Source organism: Maridesulfovibrio bastinii DSM 16055 (assembly GCF_000429985.1).
Classification (GTDB): domain Bacteria; phylum Desulfobacterota; class Desulfovibrionia; order Desulfovibrionales; family Desulfovibrionaceae; genus Maridesulfovibrio; species Maridesulfovibrio bastinii.
In genome coordinates this window covers 87,462-111,133 of sequence record NZ_AUCX01000019.1, presented here as the reverse complement: position 1 = coordinate 111,133, position 23,672 = coordinate 87,462, and the positions used below count along the sequence as shown (strand labels likewise).

General features: G+C 42.3%; 21 protein-coding genes and 1 other RNA gene. 7 read left to right on the top strand and 15 right to left on the bottom strand.

Annotated elements, in window-relative coordinates; all coding sequences use genetic code 11:
* Together tnpA and G496_RS0110880 are read right to left on the bottom strand one after the other, a co-directional pair.
* Positions 1 to 174 (bottom strand): IS200/IS605 family transposase (gene tnpA / locus G496_RS20900; RefSeq protein ID WP_027179321.1); only part of this gene is annotated, 174 nt, incomplete at its 3' end.
* A gap of 200 nt (positions 175 to 374) precedes the next feature.
* A complete protein-coding gene (locus G496_RS0110880) occupies positions 375 to 1,262 on the bottom strand; it encodes a mechanosensitive ion channel family protein (RefSeq protein WP_027179320.1) in 888 nt (295 codons plus the stop codon).
* Positions 1,263 to 1,490: 228 nt separating this feature from the next.
* On the opposite strand from G496_RS0110880, the gene ffs reads away from it, so the two are divergent.
* From ffs to G496_RS0110855, 6 genes are all read left to right on the top strand, one after another.
* Positions 1,491 to 1,586, top strand: an RNA gene (gene ffs, locus G496_RS20895) — signal recognition particle sRNA small type.
* Between the two features lie 321 nt (positions 1,587 to 1,907).
* Positions 1,908 to 2,375, top strand: coding sequence for a rhodanese-like domain-containing protein (locus tag G496_RS0110875; protein ID WP_051294983.1), 468 nt, complete (start codon positions 1,908 to 1,910; stop codon positions 2,373 to 2,375).
* Positions 2,375 to 2,791 (top strand): MauE/DoxX family redox-associated membrane protein, encoded by a 417-nt coding sequence (locus G496_RS0110870; RefSeq protein WP_027179318.1) that lies wholly within the window; start codon positions 2,375 to 2,377, stop codon positions 2,789 to 2,791. The genes G496_RS0110875 and G496_RS0110870 overlap by 1 nt, the downstream gene beginning before the upstream one ends.
* Positions 2,792 to 3,087: 296 nt before the next feature.
* Positions 3,088 to 4,980, top strand: coding sequence for a HAMP domain-containing methyl-accepting chemotaxis protein (locus tag G496_RS21565; RefSeq protein ID WP_051294982.1), 1,893 nt, complete (start codon positions 3,088 to 3,090; stop codon positions 4,978 to 4,980).
* A gap of 9 nt (positions 4,981 to 4,989) precedes the next feature.
* A complete protein-coding gene (locus G496_RS0110860) occupies positions 4,990 to 5,490 on the top strand; it encodes a CBS domain-containing protein (RefSeq protein ID WP_027179317.1) in 501 nt (166 codons plus the stop codon).
* A gap of 138 nt (positions 5,491 to 5,628) precedes the next feature.
* A complete protein-coding gene (locus tag G496_RS0110855; protein WP_027179316.1) occupies positions 5,629 to 7,161 on the top strand; it encodes a DUF4139 domain-containing protein in 1,533 nt (510 codons plus the stop codon).
* 126 nt (positions 7,162 to 7,287) lie between these two features.
* Here G496_RS0110855 and G496_RS0110850 read toward each other — a convergent pair whose 3' ends face one another.
* The 13 genes from G496_RS0110850 to G496_RS0110790 form a co-directional block, all read right to left on the bottom strand.
* Positions 7,288 to 8,580 (bottom strand): OmpP1/FadL family transporter, encoded by a 1,293-nt coding sequence (locus G496_RS0110850; RefSeq protein ID WP_051294981.1) that lies wholly within the window; start codon positions 8,578 to 8,580, stop codon positions 7,288 to 7,290.
* A gap of 697 nt (positions 8,581 to 9,277) precedes the next feature.
* Positions 9,278 to 10,021, bottom strand: coding sequence for a TlyA family RNA methyltransferase (locus G496_RS0110845; RefSeq protein ID WP_027179314.1), 744 nt, complete (start codon positions 10,019 to 10,021; stop codon positions 9,278 to 9,280).
* Entirely contained in the window at positions 10,022 to 11,470 is a 1,449-nt protein-coding gene (thrC, locus tag G496_RS0110840) for a threonine synthase (protein ID WP_027179313.1), read from the bottom strand.
* Positions 11,471 to 11,950: 480 nt separating this feature from the next.
* A complete protein-coding gene (locus tag G496_RS0110835; protein WP_027179312.1) occupies positions 11,951 to 12,451 on the bottom strand; it encodes a DUF456 domain-containing protein in 501 nt (166 codons plus the stop codon).
* A 6-nt stretch (positions 12,452 to 12,457) separates the two neighbouring features.
* Complete coding sequence (locus G496_RS0110830; protein ID WP_027179311.1) at positions 12,458 to 13,756, bottom strand: phenylacetate--CoA ligase family protein; 1,299 nt, start codon at positions 13,754 to 13,756, stop codon at positions 12,458 to 12,460.
* Positions 13,757 to 13,800: 44 nt separating this feature from the next.
* Positions 13,801 to 15,267 (bottom strand): replicative DNA helicase, encoded by a 1,467-nt coding sequence (dnaB, locus tag G496_RS0110825; protein ID WP_084407545.1) that lies wholly within the window; start codon positions 15,265 to 15,267, stop codon positions 13,801 to 13,803.
* Entirely contained in the window at positions 15,194 to 15,706 is a 513-nt protein-coding gene (gene rplI / locus G496_RS0110820; protein WP_027179309.1) for a 50S ribosomal protein L9, read from the bottom strand. The genes dnaB and rplI overlap by 74 nt, the downstream gene beginning before the upstream one ends.
* A 12-nt stretch (positions 15,707 to 15,718) precedes the next feature.
* Positions 15,719 to 15,979 carry a 30S ribosomal protein S18 gene (gene rpsR / locus G496_RS0110815; RefSeq protein WP_027179308.1) on the bottom strand — a complete coding sequence of 87 codons (261 nt, stop codon included), beginning with the start codon at positions 15,977 to 15,979 and terminating at the stop codon, positions 15,719 to 15,721.
* Between the two features lie 2 nt (positions 15,980 to 15,981).
* Positions 15,982 to 16,296: a 30S ribosomal protein S6 gene (gene rpsF, locus G496_RS0110810; protein ID WP_027179307.1), complete on the bottom strand. Its 315-nt coding sequence runs from the start codon at positions 16,294 to 16,296 to the stop codon at positions 15,982 to 15,984.
* A 298-nt stretch (positions 16,297 to 16,594) separates the two neighbouring features.
* Positions 16,595 to 17,359 carry an enoyl-ACP reductase FabI gene (locus tag G496_RS0110805; RefSeq protein ID WP_027179306.1) on the bottom strand — a complete coding sequence of 255 codons (765 nt, stop codon included), beginning with the start codon at positions 17,357 to 17,359 and terminating at the stop codon, positions 16,595 to 16,597.
* A gap of 33 nt (positions 17,360 to 17,392) precedes the next feature.
* Positions 17,393 to 18,295: a phosphoribosylaminoimidazolesuccinocarboxamide synthase gene (locus G496_RS0110800; RefSeq protein WP_027179305.1), complete on the bottom strand. Its 903-nt coding sequence runs from the start codon at positions 18,293 to 18,295 to the stop codon at positions 17,393 to 17,395.
* A gap of 16 nt (positions 18,296 to 18,311) precedes the next feature.
* The gene (gene hisD / locus G496_RS0110795) at positions 18,312 to 19,616 is read right to left on the bottom strand and encodes a histidinol dehydrogenase (protein WP_027179304.1); all 1,305 of its coding nucleotides are present in this window, start codon (positions 19,614 to 19,616) and stop codon (positions 18,312 to 18,314) included.
* 191 nt (positions 19,617 to 19,807) lie between these two features.
* Positions 19,808 to 21,241: an outer membrane homotrimeric porin gene (locus G496_RS0110790; protein ID WP_027179303.1), complete on the bottom strand. Its 1,434-nt coding sequence runs from the start codon at positions 21,239 to 21,241 to the stop codon at positions 19,808 to 19,810.
* 301 nt (positions 21,242 to 21,542) lie between these two features.
* Here G496_RS0110790 and uvrC point away from each other — a divergent pair, with 301 nt between their 5' ends.
* Positions 21,543 to 23,345, top strand: a complete 1,803-nt coding sequence (gene uvrC / locus G496_RS0110785; RefSeq protein WP_027179302.1) for an excinuclease ABC subunit UvrC — start codon at positions 21,543 to 21,545, stop codon at positions 23,343 to 23,345.
* Positions 23,346 to 23,672: the final 327 nt, after the last annotated feature.

Sequence of the window (23,672 nt, the reverse complement as noted above, 5' to 3'; positions counted from 1 at the left end):
GCAACATTCTGCCTCAACTATCTCAACGCCTTTCCACTCACAGAGCTTTCGTAAAATTTCACCTATTGCTCTTTTAGTTTCATAGTAGAAAACTTGGCGACGATATTTTGGAGCAAAGACTATATGATATTTACAGTTCCATTTTGTATGGGCTAAACTTTCAGTGTCTCGCAAAGGGACCTCCTTTTGATTTGTTACTACCGCAGCTGCTAGACCGCGGAACTCATTTAACAAATCAAAAGGAGTTTTGCTGATTTATTCATAGCTGTAAGCTTTACGGAACCCCCCGCATAGCGGGGGGTTTTCTACATACAAAAAAAGCCCCCCGTCTGGAATATTCCTGACGGGGGCTTTTATGGTTTCTATATTGAATGCTATTCTTCTATGGCTTTGGGCTCTTCACCTATAATATGAACATCCTGCTGAGGGTAGGGGATTGAGATTCCTTCTTTATCAAAAGCTACTTTGATAGTTTCAAGCATATCCCATCTAACGCTCCAGCAGTCTTCGGTGCTTGTCCATGGGCGTACATAAAGGTTTACGCTGGAATCACCAAGTTCACCGACAACAATTTTAGGTTTAGGATCTTTAAGGATTCTTGGATCGCTTTCAATAAGCTTCCATAAAATTTCTTTAGCCCGTTTAATATCGTCCTCATAGCTGATTCCGATAACCATATCTACACGGCGGGTAGCATAAGCTGTTGTATTAATGATTGTAGCATTAAGAATTGAAGAGTTGGGTACAACCACTTTCTGATTGTCTGTTGTTGAAAGCTCTGTATAAAAAGCGGTCAGCCCCTGTACCGTTCCTGATTTGCCGGCAATAGTGACAAAATCGCCTTTTTTGAAAAGTCGCAGCAGAATAAGCACTACACCTGCCGCAAAGTTGGACAGTGTGTCTTTTAATGCCAGACCAACAGCCAAGCCTGCAGCACCTAAAACAGCGAGGAACGAGGTGATGTTGATTCCAGCCTGTCCCAGAGCTGCTACGATGAAAGCTGCCAGAACAGTATAGTAAACTATATTCTGCATAAAAGAGTTGAGTATGTCGTCAACTTTGGCTTTCCGCAGGATTCTGGACATTATTTTTGAAGACTGGCGGGCTACAAGGATTCCGAATAAAAGGACTACGATTGCTACGATAAGGCGTAATCCGTAAATACTGGCAAAAGAGATAGCTTTCTCTACCAGAGAGTTAAGGGAATCAGGACTGAGCATATCCAGACTTAAGTTGTCTACTATAGGCTGAGTTGCATTCATTATAAATAACTACCCCGTAAGCTTATAAGTTAATTCTATAAAAGTTTAATACAGACCCCATATCTAAGTGGCTAGTGCTTAATTTTTTATACTATAAAAGGCAAATTATTAAAAGGATGTTTTAGTTATAGATTTAAGTTGGCATGAAAATATTCTTTATTCCTTTTTTACTTGACAATTAACCTCTCAGAACATAGTTAAACCACCTGCGCACGGATAGTGTGTTTTTCAGGGAGGCCGGACGGCGGGTGCGTCGTGAACCCCGTCAGGCCTGAAAAGGAGCAGCGGTAACGGTATATCCCGGGTGTCTGGTCTCCCTGAAAGAAGGGCGTATTCATAAAATTATGAATACGCCCTTTTTTTATATAATTTACTGTTTTTCTTATTGTTGCAGGAAAATGGTACAAACTGTATGCTTTGCCTGAATATGTCCGATTATATCTGAAAGTAGTTTTAATGCTAAAATTGATATTTACTCTGGAGGGCTTCTACAGATTAATTCGTATATATTTATGGCTGTTATGGCAGCAATGAATTAATGAAAACATTAAAAATTGATGTTGTTTATAAGCTGCCAGCAGCTGCGGGTTAGGCTGGTTATCTGTCGTATTAAACAAATTATACGGTATAGTTGCAGGTATAAATTTGAAAAAAATAGTTATAGTTGTTCAGATTATTATAATCGTTGCGGTTTCATCTTTTCTTGGATTTGCAATGAATAAATTGCGTCTTGAGCCTTTCCCTATGGCATATTCGCATGAAGTGCAGGACGAATCTGTAGGGCTTGTTGATATAACCAGTCAGGACTTATCAGAAATTGCGGATAAGAACGGGACTGTGTTTGTGGATGCCCGTGATTCAATGGAATTCAGTATGGGGCATATACCCGGAGCAATCAATATACCTTCCACCGCTGAGGGAGATATTTTACAGGACGCGGTTGCAAAACTTAATGCTAATGCCACTGTGGTTGTTTATTGTGACGGCCTGACCTGCGGTAAAAGTAGAATTGCCGGAGAAAAGCTTCTAGACCTTGGATTCAAGGATGTCCGGGTATATCCGGATGGCCTTGATGGCTGGTTGAACCTTGGAAAAGATCTGGAGGCACAATAATGACTTCATTTTTTAGAATAGTCAGAATCCTTTTAGGTTTAATTTTTATTGTTGCCAGTGTGGATAAAATATTTGACCCGATGGGATTTGCGGGCATCGTTTATAATTATCAGATTCTTCCTGATTCATTTATATCTCCAGTGGTTATAGTTCTTCCGTGGCTGGAATTCGTCTGCGGAGCTTTGCTGATTACCGGAGTTATGACCAGAGCTTCCTCATTTATTGTTTCACTGATGCTTTTTATTTTTATAGCAGCTCTGGCTTATAATAGTTCCAGAGGTCTGGATATTGCCTGTGGCTGTTTTTCTACTGATGCCGAAGCTACTGAAAGTATCACAACACTACTTGTCCGTGATGCGGTATTTCTGGTTATGTCGTTGATAACTTTTATATCTTCTTCCAGAATTAAAAACTGAAGTTACACATCATAAAATCTGCATAAGCCCTTCATTCACTGAAATGTGTTTGAAGGGCTTTTTCAATTTATACATTATTCCGCCTGTTGATTTTTTTTACACACTGCAAACATCCCCGACATGGTAAATCCACTGTTAAAATTGATTCCTATTTTTAAAAATATAAAATTTAATTAAATTAGAATGTTGAAATAAAAATCAAAACGAATGTTCTGGTACATTAATTGCCATTCCTTAGATGACGCCACCTGATGTGCGTAAAAGGTTTACAGGCGTCATACTTAAGGGGGATCTAAATGTTCGGCAATTTAAAAATCAGTTTAAAACTTTTAATCGGATTCGGTCTGGTTTTTATTTTTACAGCCACAGTAGCGGTTTTTGGAATTATCGCTGTAAACTCAATAGAAACTAATTTGAAAATTCAAAGCGCTGCTTCACTTATGTCTAATGATATTCTGCAGGCTCGGAGGCATGAAAAAAATTATCTTATCAGAGGCGATGGCGAATATATCAGCAAAGTTGAAAAATTAAGTAATGATGTAGTTAAATTGGCTGAGCAGTTTTCAACTCTTGAAAGCGGCGACCGTCTTGGCGAAATTTTTTCAGGAGCAGCCGTTGCCGCGCGGTCTTATTATGACAGTTTTCGCGAAATGGTTAATCTGTTCGAACTTTCCAGAAAACATGAAAAAATTCTGGATAAGAAAGTATCGGAATTAATCAGGCTTGGATTCGCTACTCCTCAGGATTTTCATGCTGTGGGCAAGAATATTTATAATCAGATCACAGGACTTGATTATAGAAATATCCATCTTGAAGCCAGAACGGTTGAGTCTTCTTTAAATAAACTGGATTCAACGATAGCGGATTTAAAAAATAAATTTCCAGATTCTGCGGAAATAACAGCATTTCTGGATAAAGCCTCAGCTGTTGAAGCTGATTTCAAAGAGCTGGTAAAGAAAAGGCGAGAAATGGGTAAAGCTGATTCCAGAATGGTTCACCATGCCCGTGAAGTTCATGCTCTGTGTGAGCAGATTGTTGAGTTACAGCAGCAGCATAGTGAAGCAGCTATTCATTATGCCGTGATGATGATTCTTATGTGCAGTGTGCTTGCAGTTATAGCAGGAATTATTTTTGCGGTGATCATTACTCGCAGCATTACAGGCCCGGTTCGTCTGGGGCTGGATTTTGCCAGAAACCTTGCTGAAGGGAATATAAATGCCCAAATCACTTTAAAGCGTCGGGATGAACTTGGGCTTCTGGCAAAGGCTCTTAGTGACATGGCTTCAAAATTCAAACAGGCCATAATGGATGTTCAGGAAGGTGCTGATAATGTTTCCAGCGGTAGCAGGGAGCTCAGTTCGGCATCCGAAAGTCTTGCTAATTCCGCAGCGGAGCAATCTTCTGCTGTAGAAGAGATTATGGCCAGCGTTGAACAGTTCTCTGACAGTGTCATCCATAACAGCAAAAATGCTTCTGAGGTAGATAGCGTTGCCGGTAGTGCGCTAAGTGATGCTGAAATAGGAGCGAAGGCCGTCAAAGATACTGTTGAAGCGATGAAAAATATTACTGAAAAAGTTTTGATAATTGATGAAATAGCCCGCCAGACGAATTTGCTGGCTCTAAATGCAGCCATAGAGGCGGCCAGAGCCGGAGAAAGCGGTAGAGGGTTTGCAGTGGTTGCTTCCGAAGTCCGTAAACTTGCGGAGCGCAGTGGGGCAGCCGCATCAGAGATAACTGAACTTTCCGGTAAAAGTATGAAAATAGCCAACGAGGCCGGTGATAAGTTTGACAGCATCCTGCCACAGATACGCAAAACTTCGGAGCTTGTTCAGGAGATTTCGGCCGCATCGCGGGAACAGAGTTCCGGCTCTGAACAGATAAGTACAGCTGTTAAGCAACTTGAGCAGACAATTCAGCAAAGTGCGGCGGCATCACAGGAAATGGCGGCAACATCACAGGAATTACAAGCCCATGCCGTACGCCTTAAAGATTCTGTGGGATATTTTAATCTCAAATCTGAATCCTACCGCGCCGATGATTTTTCCAACCCAAATAGTAATCAAACACCTAAGAATAAATTTTCGGCAGATGGTTCGGGGCTGAATGATACTGATGAAATACGCCGGAATTATTATGCGGCAATTCCATCTGGTCAGGATTATGAACATTGTGAATTTGAAAGATTCTAGGGGGAAATCATGCAGGTTAAAGATCACATGCGTTTTAATATAATAACTGTGGATAAGGACCTGAAAATTATTGATCTAATCAAAATTTACCGCACTGTAAGTTTAAAATCTCGTCTTAGTTATGTTGTTGATAAAAAATACAAGTTGTACGGAGTTATTTCCATGTATGACATCGTCAATCTGCTTTGTACCAATGAGTTGCAGATAAAATGGCTTGAGGAAGCAGATGATGAGCATCGTTCAGAGATATTTGAAAGTATTTACCGTCACCGCCTTGATATAAATGTGTGTGAGATAATGCAGACTTCATTTCTTTCAGTAAAACCAGATGAAGAGCTCATGTCCGCATGCAGGGTTATACAGGATAATAAAGTTACTGCTGTTCCTGTTATAGATGAGAAGGGAGTCCTTCTTGGTGAAATTTCCCGCAGAACAATGCTTGAATATCTTACTGATCTGGTTCTTGAACCCCAACAGGATGTGATGCAGCAGTTTTTTCCATGTATATGAAAATATTATTTCAAGGTAGACCTTAAGGTATAAAAACTGTTATTGAGAGCATGTTGTTTTAATTATTCCACTGTCGCCTTGATGTGATTTTTATACGTTAAATTTAAACACTAAGCATCTTGTGTTTTGGAGGTTGGTTTGAAATTCAGGTTATTTTCATTGCTGATAATGCTTTTTATGTTTTCAGCACAGTCCGTTTCAGCTCAGATGAGGGTTGTTTTTTTTCCAACAGGTGCCGAAGTAACATCGAGTTCTATTTTTACAGTATCAAAAGATTCAGGTGAAAGTATTTTAAACCTGAAGCTCCCCGGTCACGCCCGTCCTGAAACATTGACGGTTTCCAGTTCTGTTCCTGGAATATCGGTAACGGATATTATCTGGACCCGTGACAATATCAGTGAAACGCCTGCTGTAGCAGCTGTCAGAAAAGATCTGGATAAGGCTGTTGTGGATAGAGATTCCATTGCCGCTAAAATTAAAGCGGTCGATGGAGGTATAGCATACTGGAGTCAGGGTAATGCCGGAGATGCTTCCAGACCGGTGCTTTCAGAAAAACTATCCGATATGGTTGTTGCCAATTTATCCGAGTATTATTCTCAGAAATCCAAGCTTACCAGAAGTCTGGCTGTGCAACAGAAAAAAGTTGAAGAGTTACAGGCGAAGCTTAGAGAAGTTTCCGGTAAAAATTTAGGAGTCTGGAAAGTAAAAGTTTCTGTTTCCGGACTAACTGCACCTAAAGCTGAGTTTACTTTGAAGTATATGGTTGATGGTTGTGGCTGGAGTCCTGTTTACAGTCTGGATGCCAATCCTGATTCTAAACAGGTTAACTTTCGTTTTGATGCTAAAGTCAGACAGGCAGCCGGTTTTGATTTGAAGAATACCGAGGTGGAATTGGCAACTGTCAGACCGGGATCACGAATTTCTCCGCCATACCTGCCAAACTGGAATATCAGGCCGGACCGGGTGATGGATAATGCTCCGGTTGTAGGGCGCGGGGTAATGATGGTGCAGGAAGCTGCGGTAAAACGTTCAAAAAATACCTACTCAGCACCAAGCGTTCAGCATAAGGCCACCTATTCATTATGGAAACTTGGCAAGCGCAATATCCCCGCAGGGGAGAGCAGGCTTTTCAATATGAGTAAGGAAGTCTGGAATGCTGATTTTTCATATCTGACAAGGCCTTCGCTTGGTTCGGAGGTTTTTGTATCAGCATCGGTTACACATGCTGAAGCTAAGGATCTTCCCAGAGGTACGGCTTTTATTTACATGGAAGGAACAATGCTGGGCAGCATACAGCTTGATCTGACAGGAAAAACAGTTGAAATGTTTTTTGGTTCCGACCCGTTACTCAAAGCTGAGTTTAAAACAATTCAAAAAGCTTCCGGTGAAAAAGGTCTGTTTGGATCAGACCAGACATATAGCTGGAAATATGCTATGACAATAACCAACAGTAGGAATTCAGCCCGAAAAATAAAAGTTGAAGAGCCATTCCCGGTTGTTGGTGATAAGAGAATTGAGATTGAAACAGAATCTAAACCTAAGGCTGAAACCGAAAATAGAAAATTTGTCTGGGAAATTGAAATTCCGGCATCTTCTAAAAGTTCAATAGAATATGGAGTTGAACTTAAAGCTCCTGAGGATATGAAACTTGATCTTGGTATCGGCAGGTAACTTATAGATAATCAGCTGGTTCCTGTTATCTCCCCCCCCTTGATATTCAGGAACACAGAAAGGTTATAAAAAAAGCCGGATCAGAATTTTTAACTTCTGATCCGGCTTTAATTCATTGTTTTAATTTTAAAATGTACATTTTAAGCTGGCTGCGAACATGTGGGACTGGTTGTTTGTTGAGGTCGTATCAAGAACCCCTGAACCCGCGCGAGCTTCAATTTTTCTATCTTTCATCCACAGATAACTGTAAGAAAGGTCCAGAACTGTTTCTCCGAAGTGAAGACCGACACCGGTTGAAATGATCTGACGGTCATTTGTGGGCATCATGTAATCTTCATAGCCGTCACGGATAGGGCTTTGGTCATAAACATATCCAACTCGTAAATCCAGATCCTCAACAGGGGAATATTCTACACCCAGCTGAAATCTCCAGACATCACTCCATTTCTTTGCTACGTCAGCTTCTTTTCTGCCGATAGCTGTAGCACTCTCGAAACGGTATGACAGATTTTTAAATGAACTCCACTGTGAGAATATGGCGTCACCTTCAATACTGAAATTCTCGAATGGTTTGTAGGCCACACCAATAGAATATGTGTTCGGTGTGGACATCGCCATAGTGACGTTTGTGTCATTGAAGTAGAGTGGGGAGCTTATGCCTGCTGGAGAATCATAAGTGACATCACCCTTGGCATGATGATTCATCTGGCTGCGATATACAAAGCCAATGGCCCACTGATCATTGGGGGTTACCCTTAAAGCTGCGTTGAATCCGGGAGTAATTCCGTCAACACGGATACGCTGGTCTATGTCTGTAGCTCCTGAAGAATCAGGGTTGTTAACTCCGGTAGGGTCTCTTTTGCAGCGCAGGTCAGCTTTTACATACATCAGTTCCATGCCTATTGCGGCTGAAAAATATTTATTGAACTTGTATGCAAGGTTCGGGTTGACAGAATATGTTTCAATAGAAGTGTCATAAGATGAGTATCTTCCACGCCAAGTTTCAGAGTATTTGGTTCCGAGACCGTATTTGGAGTAAAGTCCAAGTCCGAACCATGCATTATCATTAATTTGATGTGTTAAATAGGCGTGTGGAGCCAGATAATACTGTTCTTTAAGACTCTCGTTTTTTTCATCTCCACCATAATTTGTAATCAGACTGTTGGTTAGAGTCAGCGTGGTGAAACCAGCTAATGTCTGCGTTCCATTAAGCTGTGTAATACCGGCAGGGTTATAGGCTACGGCAGAGGGATCATCGGCCCTGGCAACAAGGGTTCCGCCAAGTGCATTACCTCTCGCGCTCCATTCATACAATGCAAACCCGGAGGCGTATACTTTACCAGAACAGACCGTAACCATAGCGAAACAGAAAGTCAGCAAGGCGCAATACAACAGTTTCGCTTTAAAAAAATTCTTCATGACCACTCCTTAATAAAAATAATCGGCACATATGGCACCGTGCCGTAAACCTGAGCATCTTCCTCCTGTGCTCAAGTCCCTGAGTCAGATAGTCATATTGTATAAAAATGTAAAGATATTATTTAGTAGTGCATAGATACTAGGTTTTATTTTAATTTTATGTATTCGATAGCTGAAGGATTTATCCATACATGTGTGTAGGTATATTTATTGGAATATAATAAAATCAAAAAAACAACATATATATTACAGTTGTTTTTGATTTAAAATTAAAATATATAAAATTAACACATCATAAAATTATATAATAAAGAGTAAATAAAATATAATATGATATTGTAATGTCTTAATTACATTATTATATAGTTTTAATTTTAAAAAATATTAGTCTTTAATATGATGATTTTAAATTTTGAATACTTGAAAGAAGTAACAATAATAAAACATGCCTAACTCTGCTAAATATAATATGCTGTATTATGTATTTAGTAATTTTAAATTTGTTAGAAATTGAAATTGAAATTTTAAAATATATAAGAATGTAAAAAAGCCCGGACAATTTGCCCGGGCTTTTAAATTATTACATATAACTATAGTATGTTACTTAATTATAAGTGAATAAATTATATTGATCTGCTTATAAGCTCTGTTGTTAGATATAAAGAATAAGACCGTTACACAACAGAATATACTAATTTTATCCAACAAAATAAGTCAGATATTCCTGATTCCCTTTGGGACCTTTGATGCTGGAAGGTTTGACTCCCTTAAGGTGCAATCCAAGTTCTGTCTCGGCGAAGTTGACAATCATATCAACCATTTGCTGGCGCAGAGATTCATCGCGCACAACTCCTTTATCAGTCATCCCCGGACCTACTTCAAACTGGGGTTTGACCAGAGTCACGATTTCACCACCTTCTTTTAAAAATCTCATAAGTGGCGGCAGAACTTTGGTGAGTGAAATGAAAGAAACATCACACACGATCAGATCCACTTTTTCCGGTATCAGGTCAGCTTCGGCATGGCGCAGGTTGACCCTCTCAATATTTACAACCCGTTCATCCTGCCTGAGCTTCCAATGCAATTGGCCGTAACCAACGTCAGCAGCATAAACTTTTTTGGCACCGAATTGCAGCAGGCAGTCGGTAAAACCGCCAGTTGATGCTCCGGCGTCAAGAACAACCATACCTTGAGGATCAAGACCTAATTCTTTTATCGCGGTCAGAATTTTATATCCCCCACGGCTTACAAATCGGTCCTGACCTTTTACAACCATTTCTATATCAGGTGGCAGCTGTTGCCCCGGTTTATCTACCGGTAGCTTCTGCCCGTCTTTCAAGTAATGAACCTGACCAGCCATGATCAGGCGTTTGGCCTGTTCACGGCTTTCAGTGTGTCCATTGGAAAAAAGAATCTGATCAGCGCGTTCCTTTTTAGGCACTCACTTTTTCTCCAGTCCAAGCATTTTTACTACTTTTTCAGCAGCTTTCGTAGTGTATTCAGCTGGGGTTGAACTTGTTTTAACTTCCGGCTCAATCACCAGTTCCGGTTTGTTGCCTCTGGAACTGTCAGGGGTGATTTCATATTCTTCCGGAAATTCATTTTCATAATACATGTTCTGGAATCCGATAAATTTAAGCTGGTGGGCCGTGGAATCAAGTATTGCTGCTTCGTGGTCAGCTATAAGTCCAAGTTTTCTGGCCTGTAGCAGACCTGCAAAGCATTCACCACCCTGTGTACAGGCAATATGCCCTTTAGAGTTGGCAAGCAGCATGCCTTCAATAATATCCTGCTCGCGCACATGAACAACCTGAAATCCTTGTTTGCCTGAAATAGCTTCATATCTCTCAGCAAAATATTTTACTCTGGGGAATGAAACCGGGTTACCGATCATTGCAGCCTGAGCAACTGAGGGACGTACTGCAACAGGTTCAAAATTGCGTTCCTTAGGATCGTCAACGGCGTAATAGCGGTATACAGGATCAGCGTGTTCAGACTGCACTCCAAAAATTCTGGGAAGTGTCTCAATGATGCCCAGATCGTACATCTTGAGAAATCCTGCCATGATGGCTGTTATATTTCCGGCATTGCCAATGGGAACGAATACACATTTGTCTTTAAGGTCCCAATCGTACCACTGGGCAACTTCAAAAGCATAAGATTCCTGACCCAAAATGCGCCATGCGTTTTTGGAATTAAGCAGGGCAACACGATAATTATCTGCAAGGTGTTCAACAACTTTCATGCAGTCATCAAAGACACCCGGAATTTCGAGCACGGTAGCTCCACTTCCTAGAGGCTGGGCAAGCTGCTGTGGAGTTACTTTTCCCTGAGGCAGCAGAACAACAGATTTTACCGGTCCGCCGAGGTAGGAAGCATATAACGCGGCCGCAGCAGATGTATCTCCTGTGGATGCGCAGACGGTAAGCACCTGATCCCATTTATTTTTACGAACCAGAGCATTGAGGTAACTGAATGCACAGGCCATTCCGCGGTCTTTAAAAGATGCACTGGGATTTTGACCGTCATTTTTGAAAGCTGTTTTAACTCCGGTGACTTCGTTGAGGGCAGGGCTTGATGAAACAATAGGTGTATTGCCTTCACCAAGGTATAAAATATCTTCTTCTTCGATTACAGGAGCAAAGAGTTCATAAAATCTGAAAATTCCGCGTAATTTATCATTTTTAGTAGATGCACGCTCATCAAATATTTTGCGCCATTCTTCTCCGGAAGTCTTTTTAAGGCTTTCAAAGTTGTCATCCTGCAGGATAAAAACAGATCCGCATTCAGGGCAGGTATAGTAAAGCTCATCAATTGCCAGCTTAGCGCCGCAGCCAAGGCAGTTATAGTGAAGGTCACCCCTGTAGTTGGGAAATGATTCAGTCGCCATGAAATCCTCCAGATATAAAATCTTACGTTTCCAGCTCGGAATGTCTTTGGAATTTTATAAGTCCTGAGCTGGTAAAAAATTTGCAATTAAAATTTAATTCCTGACACAGATCGTAAAAGTATGCGGAACAAAATATGTACCAAATATGGTGACAGAAATTAGTTCAATGCCCCAAGAAAATCCAGAACTTTACTGGGGCCGTGAATCAAAAAAGAACGATTGTCCCTTTTTAGGCTAAAACCGGAAAATTAACCGTTCAGCACAGATCAGGAACTATTTTTTATCGGCCTGAGTTTTTGGCAGAGGACTTACACTTAATTTATTTGCAGCATAAATAAATGCAGACTGCTGATCAGCATTTTACAGATCAATGCTCGTGCTCCATGAAGGCCCAGTATGATAAAGCTTCGCTGTTTTGAAACTCAAAACAGCGAAGCCTGTTAATTACTATAGAGTGCTGCAAAGCCTGCGGAAGCTTATTTAAGGCCAGACTCTGGAAACGCTTAAAGCAAACATCCAGACTCCGAGGCTTACTTTAACTGTCATGCCGAAAGCTTTTCCCCAGAAGGCTCCCCATGCACATCGCTGTGCTTCCTGAAAACTTCTGCCATGCGACATTTCCAGAATCAGGCATCCAGCGAAAGCTCCAATAAGTGCTCCGGGCAAAGCTCCCAGACCGAAAAAAAATGGTGCTCCGAGCATTGCTCCGGCTATGGCTCCGATAAAAGCTCCGAAGTTGCCCCGTCCTGATGCACCGAATTTTTTACCACCCATATATTGGGCAGCAAATTCGAGTAGTTCTCCAATGAGAGCAATGACCGCAATCCATGAGATAAAATTCCATGTCATTGCATGAGGCTGAAAGAGTTTCCAGCCCACAACAAGCAGCAGGAGAACCCAGTTACCGGGGAGTCCGAATACATGCAGACATAGTGAAAGCAGCATGAGGAGTATTAAAATGATTGCCAGTGCGGTAATCATCGCTTGTTATCCCTCCACGTCTCTCAGGTCTACCACACGCTGGGCCTTACCTTCGGATTTGGGAATTGAATTGTGCATGACAAGCTCAACCCTCGGGGTAACCAGAATTTCATCACGTAATTTTGCCGCAATACGTTTTTGCAGTGATTGCAAAACACGCATATCTTCGACAAAAAATTCATCTTTAATTTCAACTTTTACTCTGATCTGATCGATGAATTTTTCACGAATGAGTTCTATCAGATAGTTCTGTCCGACTTCAGGCATGGCCATGAGGATTTTTTCAATCTGCATGGGGTAAATATTAACACCCTTAATAATCAGCATGTCGTCAGCACGTCCGGCTATGCGGTCCATTCTGCGGTGAACTCTTCCACAAGCGCATTTGCCGGGTATAAAACGAGTAAGGTCACGCGTTCTGTAGCGTATGAGCGGCATTCCTTCACGGGTCAGGGTCGTCATGACCAGTTCTCCGATCTCGCCTTCTTTAACGTGTTCACCAGTCTGCGGATTGATTATTTCAGGTAAGTATGAATCTTCCCAGATATGCATACCGTTTTGATGTTCACACTCGAAAGCTACACCGGGACCATTCATTTCAGTCATACCGTACGAATTGAAAGCCTTGATATTCATCAGCTCTTCAATTCTTTTACGGGTGTCCTCGGTATGCGGTTCAGCACCTATTAAAGCTATACGCCAGGGCATTGTTTTCGGTTCAAAACCTTCATCGCGGACTTTCTGTGCAAAATAAAGGGCAAATGAAGGAATGATATGCATTACCGAAACATTAAAATCTCGGATCAGTTTGATCTGGCGTTTTGTATTTCCGGCACCTGCTGGAATCGTCAGGCAGCCAAGCCTTTCTGATCCGTAGTGGATGCCAAGTCCTCCGGTAAAAAGACCGTAACCGGACATATTTTGAAGAACGTCAGACTTGCGCACTCCACAACAGTACATCGATCTGGCCATAAGATCGGCCCATTTATCAAGATCGCTCTGGGTATAATATACTGCTGTAGGTGTTCCGGTTGTACCGGATGAGACATGCAGCCGGACAAAATCTTCAACCGGTCTGGTCAGGAAGCCGTCAGGGTAATTGTTGCGGAGATCATTCTTAGTGGTGAAGGGTAGTCGGCGGACATCATCTACTGTTTTTATGCTTGCAGGATCGATATCCGCTTCAGCATATTTTTTTTTGTAGAAGGGTGAAGCCATTGCTGTTTCAACAACTTTCCTGAGCCTGTCTGCTTGAAGAGCGTCAATTTCATCACGCTCAAGACTTTCCACCTTGTCGTAGTACATTTTGAAATCTCCGGATCAATTTGGCCCCTCGCCGGAGCAGAACATTATTCTGCGTCGTATTCGGAGGGATAGGGTTCTGCTGCGAGGTTTTCAAAAGCGGTATACGGACCGAAAAAGGCCAGTTCAACAATGCCTGTAGGACCGTTTCTCTGTTTGCCGATTATGACTTCCGCTTTATTGGTAAGAGGTTTATCCTCTTTTTTATTGTAGAAATCCTCACGATAAAGGAAAAGGATGATATCCGCGTCCTGTTCGATAGCTCCTGATTCACGCAAATCGGACATCATCGGACGTTTATCCGTGCGTTCCTCAACTTTACGGTTGAGCTGGGACAAAGCGATGACCGGTATATTAAGTTCTTTTGCAAGAGCTTTAAGTGTACGGGAAATATCAGAAATTTCCTGCTCGCGGGAATCAACACGGGAACTTGAACGCATAAGCTGTAGATAGTCAACCATTACAAGCCCCAGATTATGCTGGGCTTTCAGGCGACGACAGCGGGCGCGAAGCTCCATTGTTGTGATAGAAGGAGTATCATCAATAAAGATAGGGGCTTCTGTAAGATCCTGAGCGGCATCATACAACCGGGCCCAATCTTCATCTTCCAGAAAACCACTTCTGATGCGGGATAATTCGACCCGCGCGTGACAGGCTAGCATACGGGTCATGAGCTGACCCATGGACATTTCAAGAGAGAAAACCGCTGTAGTTGTATTGTTGTTAAGAGCGGCTCTCATGGCCACGTTCAATGCAAAAGCGGTTTTACCCATACTCGGGCGTCCGGCTATGATAATCAGGTCTGAATTCTGCAATCCGGCAGTCATTTCATCGAACTTGTGGTAAGTGGTAGGGATACCGGTTACCAGTGATTTTTGTTCAACCCTTCTTTCAAGTTCTTTGAAAACGTCTTTAATCAGTTCCTGACTGCCTTTGACAGTGGAACCTTTTTTAGCATCGGTAATATCAAAAACAGCCTGTTCTGAATGGTCAAGAAGTTCTTTGACGTTAGCAGTTTCAAAACAGTCGGTTATGATATTGCTTGCAGTATTTATCAGATTTCTCTGTATGGATTTGTCAGATACGATTTCCGCATGATGCAGGGCATTAGCCGAGCTGAAAACCGAGTTTGCAAGTTCTGCCAGATATACAGGTCCGCCGGCACTTTCTATTTCTCCAATTTCAGTCAGATAGTTGTTGACCGTTACCAGATCTATAGGAGTGTTGCGGGAATACAGAGTCTCAAACGCTCTGAAAATTACCTGATGTGTGGGAGAGTAGAAATCATCGGCATTGATAATGTCGACAAGATCGTTGAATATGAGGTTATTAACAAAAACACCACCAAGCACAGCCTGTTCTGCTTCCAGATTGTGTGGTGGAACTTTTCTTAAAAGATCGGACGAAGCTTCAGAAGCTTCGCCCGAATTATAATTGGAGTTACGCCTCTTCTGATTCCACTGCTGTTTCTTCAACTGTGGGCTCTGATTCGGGTTCTTCCTCGATTTTTCCATGCTTGGTTACCGCAACTTTAATTTCACCACGAACTGCGGGGTGAAGCTTGACTTCAATTTCATATTCGCCAAGTGAACGGATTGGGTCGGAAAGCATAATTTTTCTGCGATCGACTTCAATTCCCTGCTCAGCAAGAGTTTCGGAGATGTTGGTGGCTGTAACGGAACCGTACAGTTTGTCACCTTCACCTACACGAACTTCAATTTTGATAACAGCTGCTGCGAGCTTTTCAGCCATGGCTTCAGCTTCAGCGCGAACACTGTCGGCCAGAGCCTGCAGTCTTTTCTTTTCAAGTTCGAACTGTTTGATGTTAGCTTCAGATGCGGGCATGGCAAGTCCCTGAGGAATCAGGTAATTGCGACCGTAACCGGGCTTAACGGAAACAATTTCGCCGAGGCTGCCGAGAGCGTCGACATCAGCACGTAAAATAAGTTTCATTGATAAGCCCCCTTAGATGCTCTTTTTCTTAACGTCAGTGCTATGCACAGTAGTGTAAAACATAAGAGCCATCTGCCTTGAACGCTTGATCTCGGTAGTAAGCTGACGCTGGTGCTTTGCACATGTTCCAGTAATTCTACGAGCGATGATTTTACCGCGTTCGGTTACAAAATCTTTCAGAATATCAGGACGTTTGTAGTCCAAAGGAAGATTTTTATCTGCGCAGAAACGGCAGAATTTCCTTTTCGGTGTGAATTTTCTTTTGAATGCCATGATTAAGCTTCCTCCTGAGCCTTTACGCTGTCGTCAAGTTTGACGGTAACGAATTTGAACACGCCATCGGCAATGCGGATGTTACGTTCGAGTTCTGCAACAGTTGCACCTGGAGCAACATAGTCCAGACGGACGTAGTAGCCACGGGACTGTTTCTGAACAGGGTAGGCCAGCTGACGGGAACCCCAATCATCTACTTCATTGATCTGTCCGCCTTCACGTTCAATGATGGCGGTGAACCCTTCAACCAGAGCAGTGCGGTTATCACTTGCCAGTTCGGGGCTCAAAAGCAAAAGTGTTTCATACTTTTTGAGCATTTAAATAAAACCTCCTTGTGGTCTATGGCCCTCTCCTTTTGATAAAGGGCAAGGCGAAAGAAAGAGTTGATAGACTCTTTCCCCTTAGGTGTCAAGCACTCTATGTCAGATTAAGAGTTAAATCAAGATTTTCAGAAATTTATGGTCTTACACAGGAAATCTGATCAGTGTTTTTTTAATTAGTAAACAAATTCAACACTGAGACAGATCACTTAGAAAAAACGTCAAATGCGCTGCCTTCATTTAAATGACGGCAGCGCATTATGAACCGATTAAAATTAAAATCGGTATAATATTTTTAAATGCCCATATTGCGGTAACCGCAGTCTACGTAATGAACTTCTCCTGTTACGCCGTCTGCAAGATCAGAAGCGAGATAACAGGCAGTTTTACCTACGTTTTCAGTAGTTACGTTTCTTCCAAGCGGAGCACGGTCTTCAATATGCTTGAAGATGGATTTAAAGCCGGAAATACCGGATGCAGCCAGTGTTTTGATAGGACCTGCGCTGATAGCATTAACCCGGACATTGTTCTTGCCGAGATCATTAGCAAGGTAACGGACGCTGCATTCAAGGGCAGATTTTGCAACACCCATGACATTATAGTTGGTTATTACCTTGGATGATCCCAGATAGGTCATTGTCAGCACGGAAGAGCCCGGTTTCAGCAAGGGTTCAAATGCTCCACATAAAGCCACAAGGGAATATGCAGAAATATCAAGAGCAAGATGAAAACCTTCGCGTGAAGTTTCAATGTAACGGTTTTTAAGGTCGTCACGATTGGCAAAAGCAACAGAATGAACGAGGATATCGATATCACCCCATTTTTCTTTTACTATTTTGACAGCTTCGGCGATCTGCTGATCATCGCTGACATCACATGGAAAAGTAAATTCACCGCCAAGCTCTTCACTTATCGGATCAACTCTCTTCTGGAGTTTTTCATTAACGTAACTGAAGGCGAGCTTCGCGCCCTGTTCTTTAAACTGCTTTGATATTCCGTATGCGATACTCTTATCATTGGCGACACCGAAGATGAGGGCTTTTTTTCCTTCGAGTAACATGCGTTGTATCTCCTTTAATTTTAGGGTGCGAAATTATGCTTCCAGATCTGATCCTGTAAGAAGTTTATATGCTTCCAGATATTTGTTTCTGGTTTTGGTCTGAATTTCTTCCGGAATTTCAGGAGCCGGGGGCATTTTATTAAATTTTATATCCGTCAGCCAGTCACGCAGGAACTGTTTGTCAAAACTTGGCTGGGACTTGCCTGCTTCATAGCCTTCCATAGGCCAGAAGCGAGAAGAATCAGGAGTTAAAACTTCATCAATGATGATTAGCTCACCGTCGACCAGACCGAATTCGAATTTTGTATCAGCAATGATAATTCCTCGTTCACGGGCATAGTCACGAGCGCGTTTATAGATAGAAAGGGTAGTATTCTGTACCTTTTCAAGCAGATCATCACCAAGCATTTCCATAGCCTTTTCCACGGTGATGTTTTCATCATGTTCACCGAGGTCGGCTTTAGTTGATGGAGTAAAAAGCGGCTCAGCAAGCATTTCGGATTCTTTAAGACCTTCAGGAAGGTTGTGCCCGCTTACTTTGCCTGTTTTAAGATAATCTTTCCAGCCTGAACCGGTGATGTAGCCGCGAACAATACATTCGATGGGCAGTGGTTTTGCTTTGCGGACTATTACGCTTCTACCTTCAAGCTGATCTTTGTATTTGTGCAGAACTTCAGGATATTCCTCAACCTTGGAAGATATTGTGTGGTTGGGGATGATATCTTTTATTTTATCCATCCAGAACAGAGTGATCTGGTTCAGGATTTTACCCTTGTCATCAATGGGATTGGGCATGATGACATCGTATGCGGAGATTCTGTCAGTTGTTATTATCAACAGTTTGTCAGCATCAATTTCATAAATATCGCGAACTTTACCACGTGAAAGAAGCTTGAGCTCCTTGATATCCGTTTCAGTTACAGCTGATTGTGACATTATGATTTTCCTCGCTTTATTTGTAGCGTGATTCAATTGAGCGGGCGTGAGCTTCAAGCCCTTCCAGACGTGCCATGCGGGCTATTTTTGCTCCGTGGCGCGTGACATAATTTTTGTCTGTATAAATCAGACTTGATTTTTTGCAGAAAGTTTCCACGGAAAGAGCGGAAGAAAATCTGGCTGTGCCGACAGTGGGCAGAACATGGTTTGGTCCTGCAAAGTAGTCGCCGACCGGTTCAGGACAGTGATGTCCCATAAATATTGCACCAGCGTGGGAGATTCTACCCAGAATGGACCATGGATCGCTAACCGAAAGTTCCAGATGTTCAGGAGCTATGCGGTTAACCAGATCAATTGCGGCATTCATACTGTTCACAGTTACAATAGCTCCCCATGCGGCAAGGGATTTGAGTGCTATTTCACCTCTTGGGAGTCTTGATGCCTGTAATGAAAGCTCTTCGGTTACTTTTTCAGCAAGGGCTTCATTGTCGGTAATGAGAATTGAAGAAGCAAGAGGATCATGTTCGGCCTGTGAAAGCATATCCGCAGCAGTCCAGATCGGATTGGCTGAAGAATCAGCAATGATTGCAATTTCACTTGGTCCGGCAATCATATCAATTCCTACTTCACCAACCAGCTGGCTTTTAGCAGTTGCTACAAAAACATTACCCGGTCCGGCTATGACATCGCACGGCTTTATAGTTTCTGTTCCGTAGGCAAGAGCAGCGATGGCCCATGCACTGCCGGAAACGTAGACTTCGTTTATACCGAGTTCTTTAGCTGTAGCAATAATATATGGATTGAGAGTTCCATCTTTTCTCGGAGGTGAGATTACGGCAATTTCTTTTACTCCGGCAACCTGAGCCGGAACAGCATTCATTATCATGCTGGAAATAAGGGGTGTTTCTCCGCCCTGACCACCAGGAACATAAAGTCCAACTCTATCAACCGGGCGAACTATCTGTCCCAGAATAGTACCGTCTTCCTTAGTGGTCATCCATGATTCTTCAACCTGCCTGCGATGGAAGTCGCGAACATTTCTTATGGACTCTTCGATTATTTCGAGATCTTCATTTTTAACTTCGGCAAAGGCCATGGACATCTGATCCAGACTGACTCGCATCATAGATTCGTTGAAATCCGGGCAGTCGAATTTTCTAGTATATTCGATCAGCGCACTGTCTCCGTTTTTACGGACATTAGCCAGAATTTCGCGGACGATATCGTCAACTTTGCTTTCAGGGTTTTTTCTCAGGTCAAGCCAGTCTTTAATTTCAGGCCAGTCTTCGGAACCGGAATAAAAAATTTCTTTACAGGCCATATCTAGGCTTCCTTGTTTAGTAATTTTGATGAAGTTAACTTTGTATCATATATTTATGCCGGGTTATCTATCCCAATGCAAATTAAAAGTCGAGTCTTGTCCCACAGGTAACAAGGTTTGATTCAAATAAAAAAAGGCCGGAAGCTTATGCTCCCGGCCCCGGCGTATGGTCTATGTAAAATCAGCTGTAATTAGAAGTTGTAGATGAGGCCAACAGCGAACTTGTAAGCGTCGGAGTCACCGTTACGAGGAGTTGCTCCGTAATTTTTCCAAGTATCCTGATCGAAGTCTGCATTGATGTAGCTGAATTCAACGATAGCTGCCAGTTCGTCATAGATCTGGTAGTTGGTGTTGATGTCAACTTCAAACAGATGATCTTCGTCAGTCAGGAAGGAACCGTCACTGTCGATGTTAGTAAGACCACCGGGGTTCTTTTTGATGAGGTCAGCATCGTTGGTACCCTGGTAGTACAAGAAGTTTACGGAGTGGGTCAGTTTTTCGATGAAAGAGATATCGTCAAAGCAGAGACCGATTGTCCAGTAACCATTCTGGTCGCCCTGGAGACCATCAGTGTCGCCGGTGAAAGCGGAACCAACCTGGTAGTAGGAACCGAAACCGAAGTCACTGTGGAGAACGGGAAGACGTTCAGAACCGTTATCTTTGTCATCATCTTCACCAGAGGTGTAGGTGAATACGAATTTGGGTTTTACGAAATCAAGACCGGTGTAAGCAACAGAACCATCAAAGCCCCAGCCTTCACGATCATTTTGGCTCTGATCGGCATCTACGGAACCGTAGAAAACGTCAGCTTTAAAGATGATCGGGTCGAACATGGTTACTTCGAAAGCACCACCGAGCCACCATGCGGTAACATCATCGGTGAAGTATGTAGCATCGGGACCTGTCATACCTGCAAGAGAGCTAACACCCTTTTTGGCTGAAGTTCTAGTGTCATCAAATGTGTCCTGACCGATCATAGCGTATGCAAACCATGGAGTTGCCTTGAAACCATCAATGGTAACAGGAACGGTTGCAAAGAAAAGATCCATTTCATCGTCCATGTTGGTAGATGAAGTCAAATTTTCTTTAGTGTCACTTGAGTTGGAGTCGAAAGGACGAGCAAAACCAACAGTCAGTTTAACTGCGTCAGTGATAGGAGCTTCAACAGCGATAGCACCAGTGTGATAGTCACCAATGATCATGTTGTTGTTACCAGCAGCCTGAGGCATGTTCAGGTCGAAGATACCAGCCTGAGTGTATACTTCAGTACCGGGGTAACGGAAGCCCAAGTAAGCCTGTTTAACTTTAAGAGTACGGCTATCGGTTCCGCCACCTCCGAGGGTGTCAGCACCTTCTGAGCCGATTCTTGCTTTGTATTCAGTGTACAGAACTGCCCACAAGTTTTCATTGGCAATCATGCGGAACTGTGTACGTGCGCGGAACCAGAAGTTCAGACTGTCATGGTCGTCGCTATTCTGGTCAGCGTCTTTAAAGTTAGGATTCTGAGTGAAGTCGGCCTGGAACTGGAATTTACCAGTTGCTTCCAGGTCAACGCCGGCAAATGCGGAGCCGATCATGCCGAGCACGAATGCTGCGGTGATGGCAAGTACTACCAAACGTTTCATAATTAAATTCCTTCCTTCTTTTGCTAAAAAAGATAATTAAACAATAGACCAACGCCTACCTTCAAGACCCCTTGTATATGCAAGGAAAAAGCTTTGCAAGACAAAAATTACATTTTTTTGACTAAAGTTTAAATTTTTTTACCGTCAAAATTTTTATACCGGCTATTTTTATAAAACTTATTAAAACTGATGGGCCGAAGCCTGTTTTTTGCTTACAGTTCCATGGTTGACATGGATCATTGCAGGTCATATTTCAAAATTGTTCATAGAAACAGTATAAAAAATTGTACAGGATGTCTGAATGGAATTTGAATTCAAAAGTGCTGATTATACAACCTCACCCGGCGTATATTTAATGAAAGACGAGTCGGGTCGTATTATATATGTAGGTAAAGCTTTAAATTTAAGAAAAAGACTTTCGTCATATTTCAGATCCGTTGACCGCCATACACCTAAGACAAAGGTTATGGTTTCTAAAATCAGGAAAATAGACATACTTGCCACTTCTACGGAGAAAGAAGCTCTGCTGCTTGAATCCAGCCTGATAAAAAAGCATCGTCCGAAGTACAATATAGTTTTGCGGGATGATAAACAGTATGTTTTATTTCGTCTGGATAAAAAGGCTGAATATCCGAGGCTTAGGATCACCAGAAAAGTTGTCCGGGACGGTTCGGTATATTTCGGACCTTACACATCCAGTTATTTTGCAAGGGAAACATGGAAAATTCTGGGCAAGGTTTTTCCGCTTAGAAAATGCTCGGATACATCATTTAAAAACAGGTCCCGCCCGTGTTTGTATCATGACATGGGCCAGTGTCTGGGACCGTGTGTTAATTTTGTTCCCCGGGCGGATTACATGGAACATGTCAAAAAAGTGGAACAGCTTCTTTCCGGTAAAGCCTCGGAGCTTGTAGGTTCGCTGGAAGCGGATATGAAAAATGCTTCTGAAAATCTTGAATTTGAGCAGGCTGCAAAATTCAGAGATCAGCTAAAAGCTATTAGGCGGACAATTGAAAAACAGTCAGTTGTTCTTAACTCCTTTTCAGATATGGATATAATTGCTCTGGCTGCAACCGATCAGGGTCTCGGGCTCGGGCTGCTTTTTATAAGGCAGGGACGGCTCCTTGATAATAAAAGTTTCTTCTGGCCGGGGTTAACTATGGATGACAGTGAAGAAGTTCTCTCCAGCTTTTTAAGCCAGTTTTACTCTTCAACAAAATTCATACCCGGAAAAATTTTGATTCCGTTTGAGCTTGATCTTGCATCTGCAATGGAGCTTCTTTCTGAACGCAGCAAATCTCAGGTGAGTATCAGAGTACCTCATTCTCTTGAGGAAAAGAATCTGCTTGAAATTGCCCGCAGGAACGCTTTGTTAAATGCCTCAGAGCGTAAAAAAGAATCTATTCTCGAAGTTCTGGCTGCAAAATTGAAATTATCCGAGCCTCCAGCGCGAATTGAGTGCATTGATGCTTCCCATCTTGGCGGGGAAGGGATGCGGGTCGGCATGGTAGTCTATGAGGAGGCCCTGCCTGAAAAAAGCCAATACCGTGTTTATTCGTTTCCAGAGCTTGAAAACTCCAGCGATGATTATGCCGCTCTTTATAACTGGGTTTCCCGCAGGATAGAATCCGGCCCTCCGTGGCCAGACCTTATACTTATAGATGGCGGACTGGGGCAGTTGAATTCTGTTGAGAAAGCATTCGCAGAATTCTGGAAGGAAGAAGAACCTGCTCCGGCATTATCTTCAATCGCCAAAGGTCCGACAAGAAAAGCAGGGGAGCTTGATGATAGAATTTTCAGACCGGGGCGTAAAAATCACCTGCCGCTCAAACCGGGCAGCCCTGAATTGTTATACCTGCAACAGATTCGTGATGAAGCTCATAGATTTGTAATCGGGCGTCAACGCAAAAGTCGTAAAAAGAAAACATTGAACAGTGAACTATTATCCATGCCGGGAATCGGTCCTAAAACTGCGCGCTTACTCTGGGATAATTTTAATTCGGTTGAAGATATGAAGAAAGCCTCAACAGAGGAGCTTTCCGCTATTGAGGGTATAGGACAAAAGAAGGCTGAGCAAATTTATCATGCCTTTCAGAGCCTGTGAAATATTCTTACAGTAGGATTATACCTACTGCCTGTTTAAGTATTGCCAATAAAATTAATTAGTTAGTAATCAGTTTTAAAGATATGCAAGTCACATTGTTAAATGTGTTGCAGTCTTATTTAATTGAATATTTTAAGAGCTGATCCTGATTGGTTCGGATTATTTTTCAGAATAAATTGTAATCCTCATTTAAGTTTGATCATTAATTAAATGATAATATTTATCTTTTGAAAGTGATTTTCAATTGACAATATCTATTATGGTCTATATATAAATATCTTTATATAGTTCATTAAGAATTGAGTTGTTGGTTGCTTTTGCTTGAAA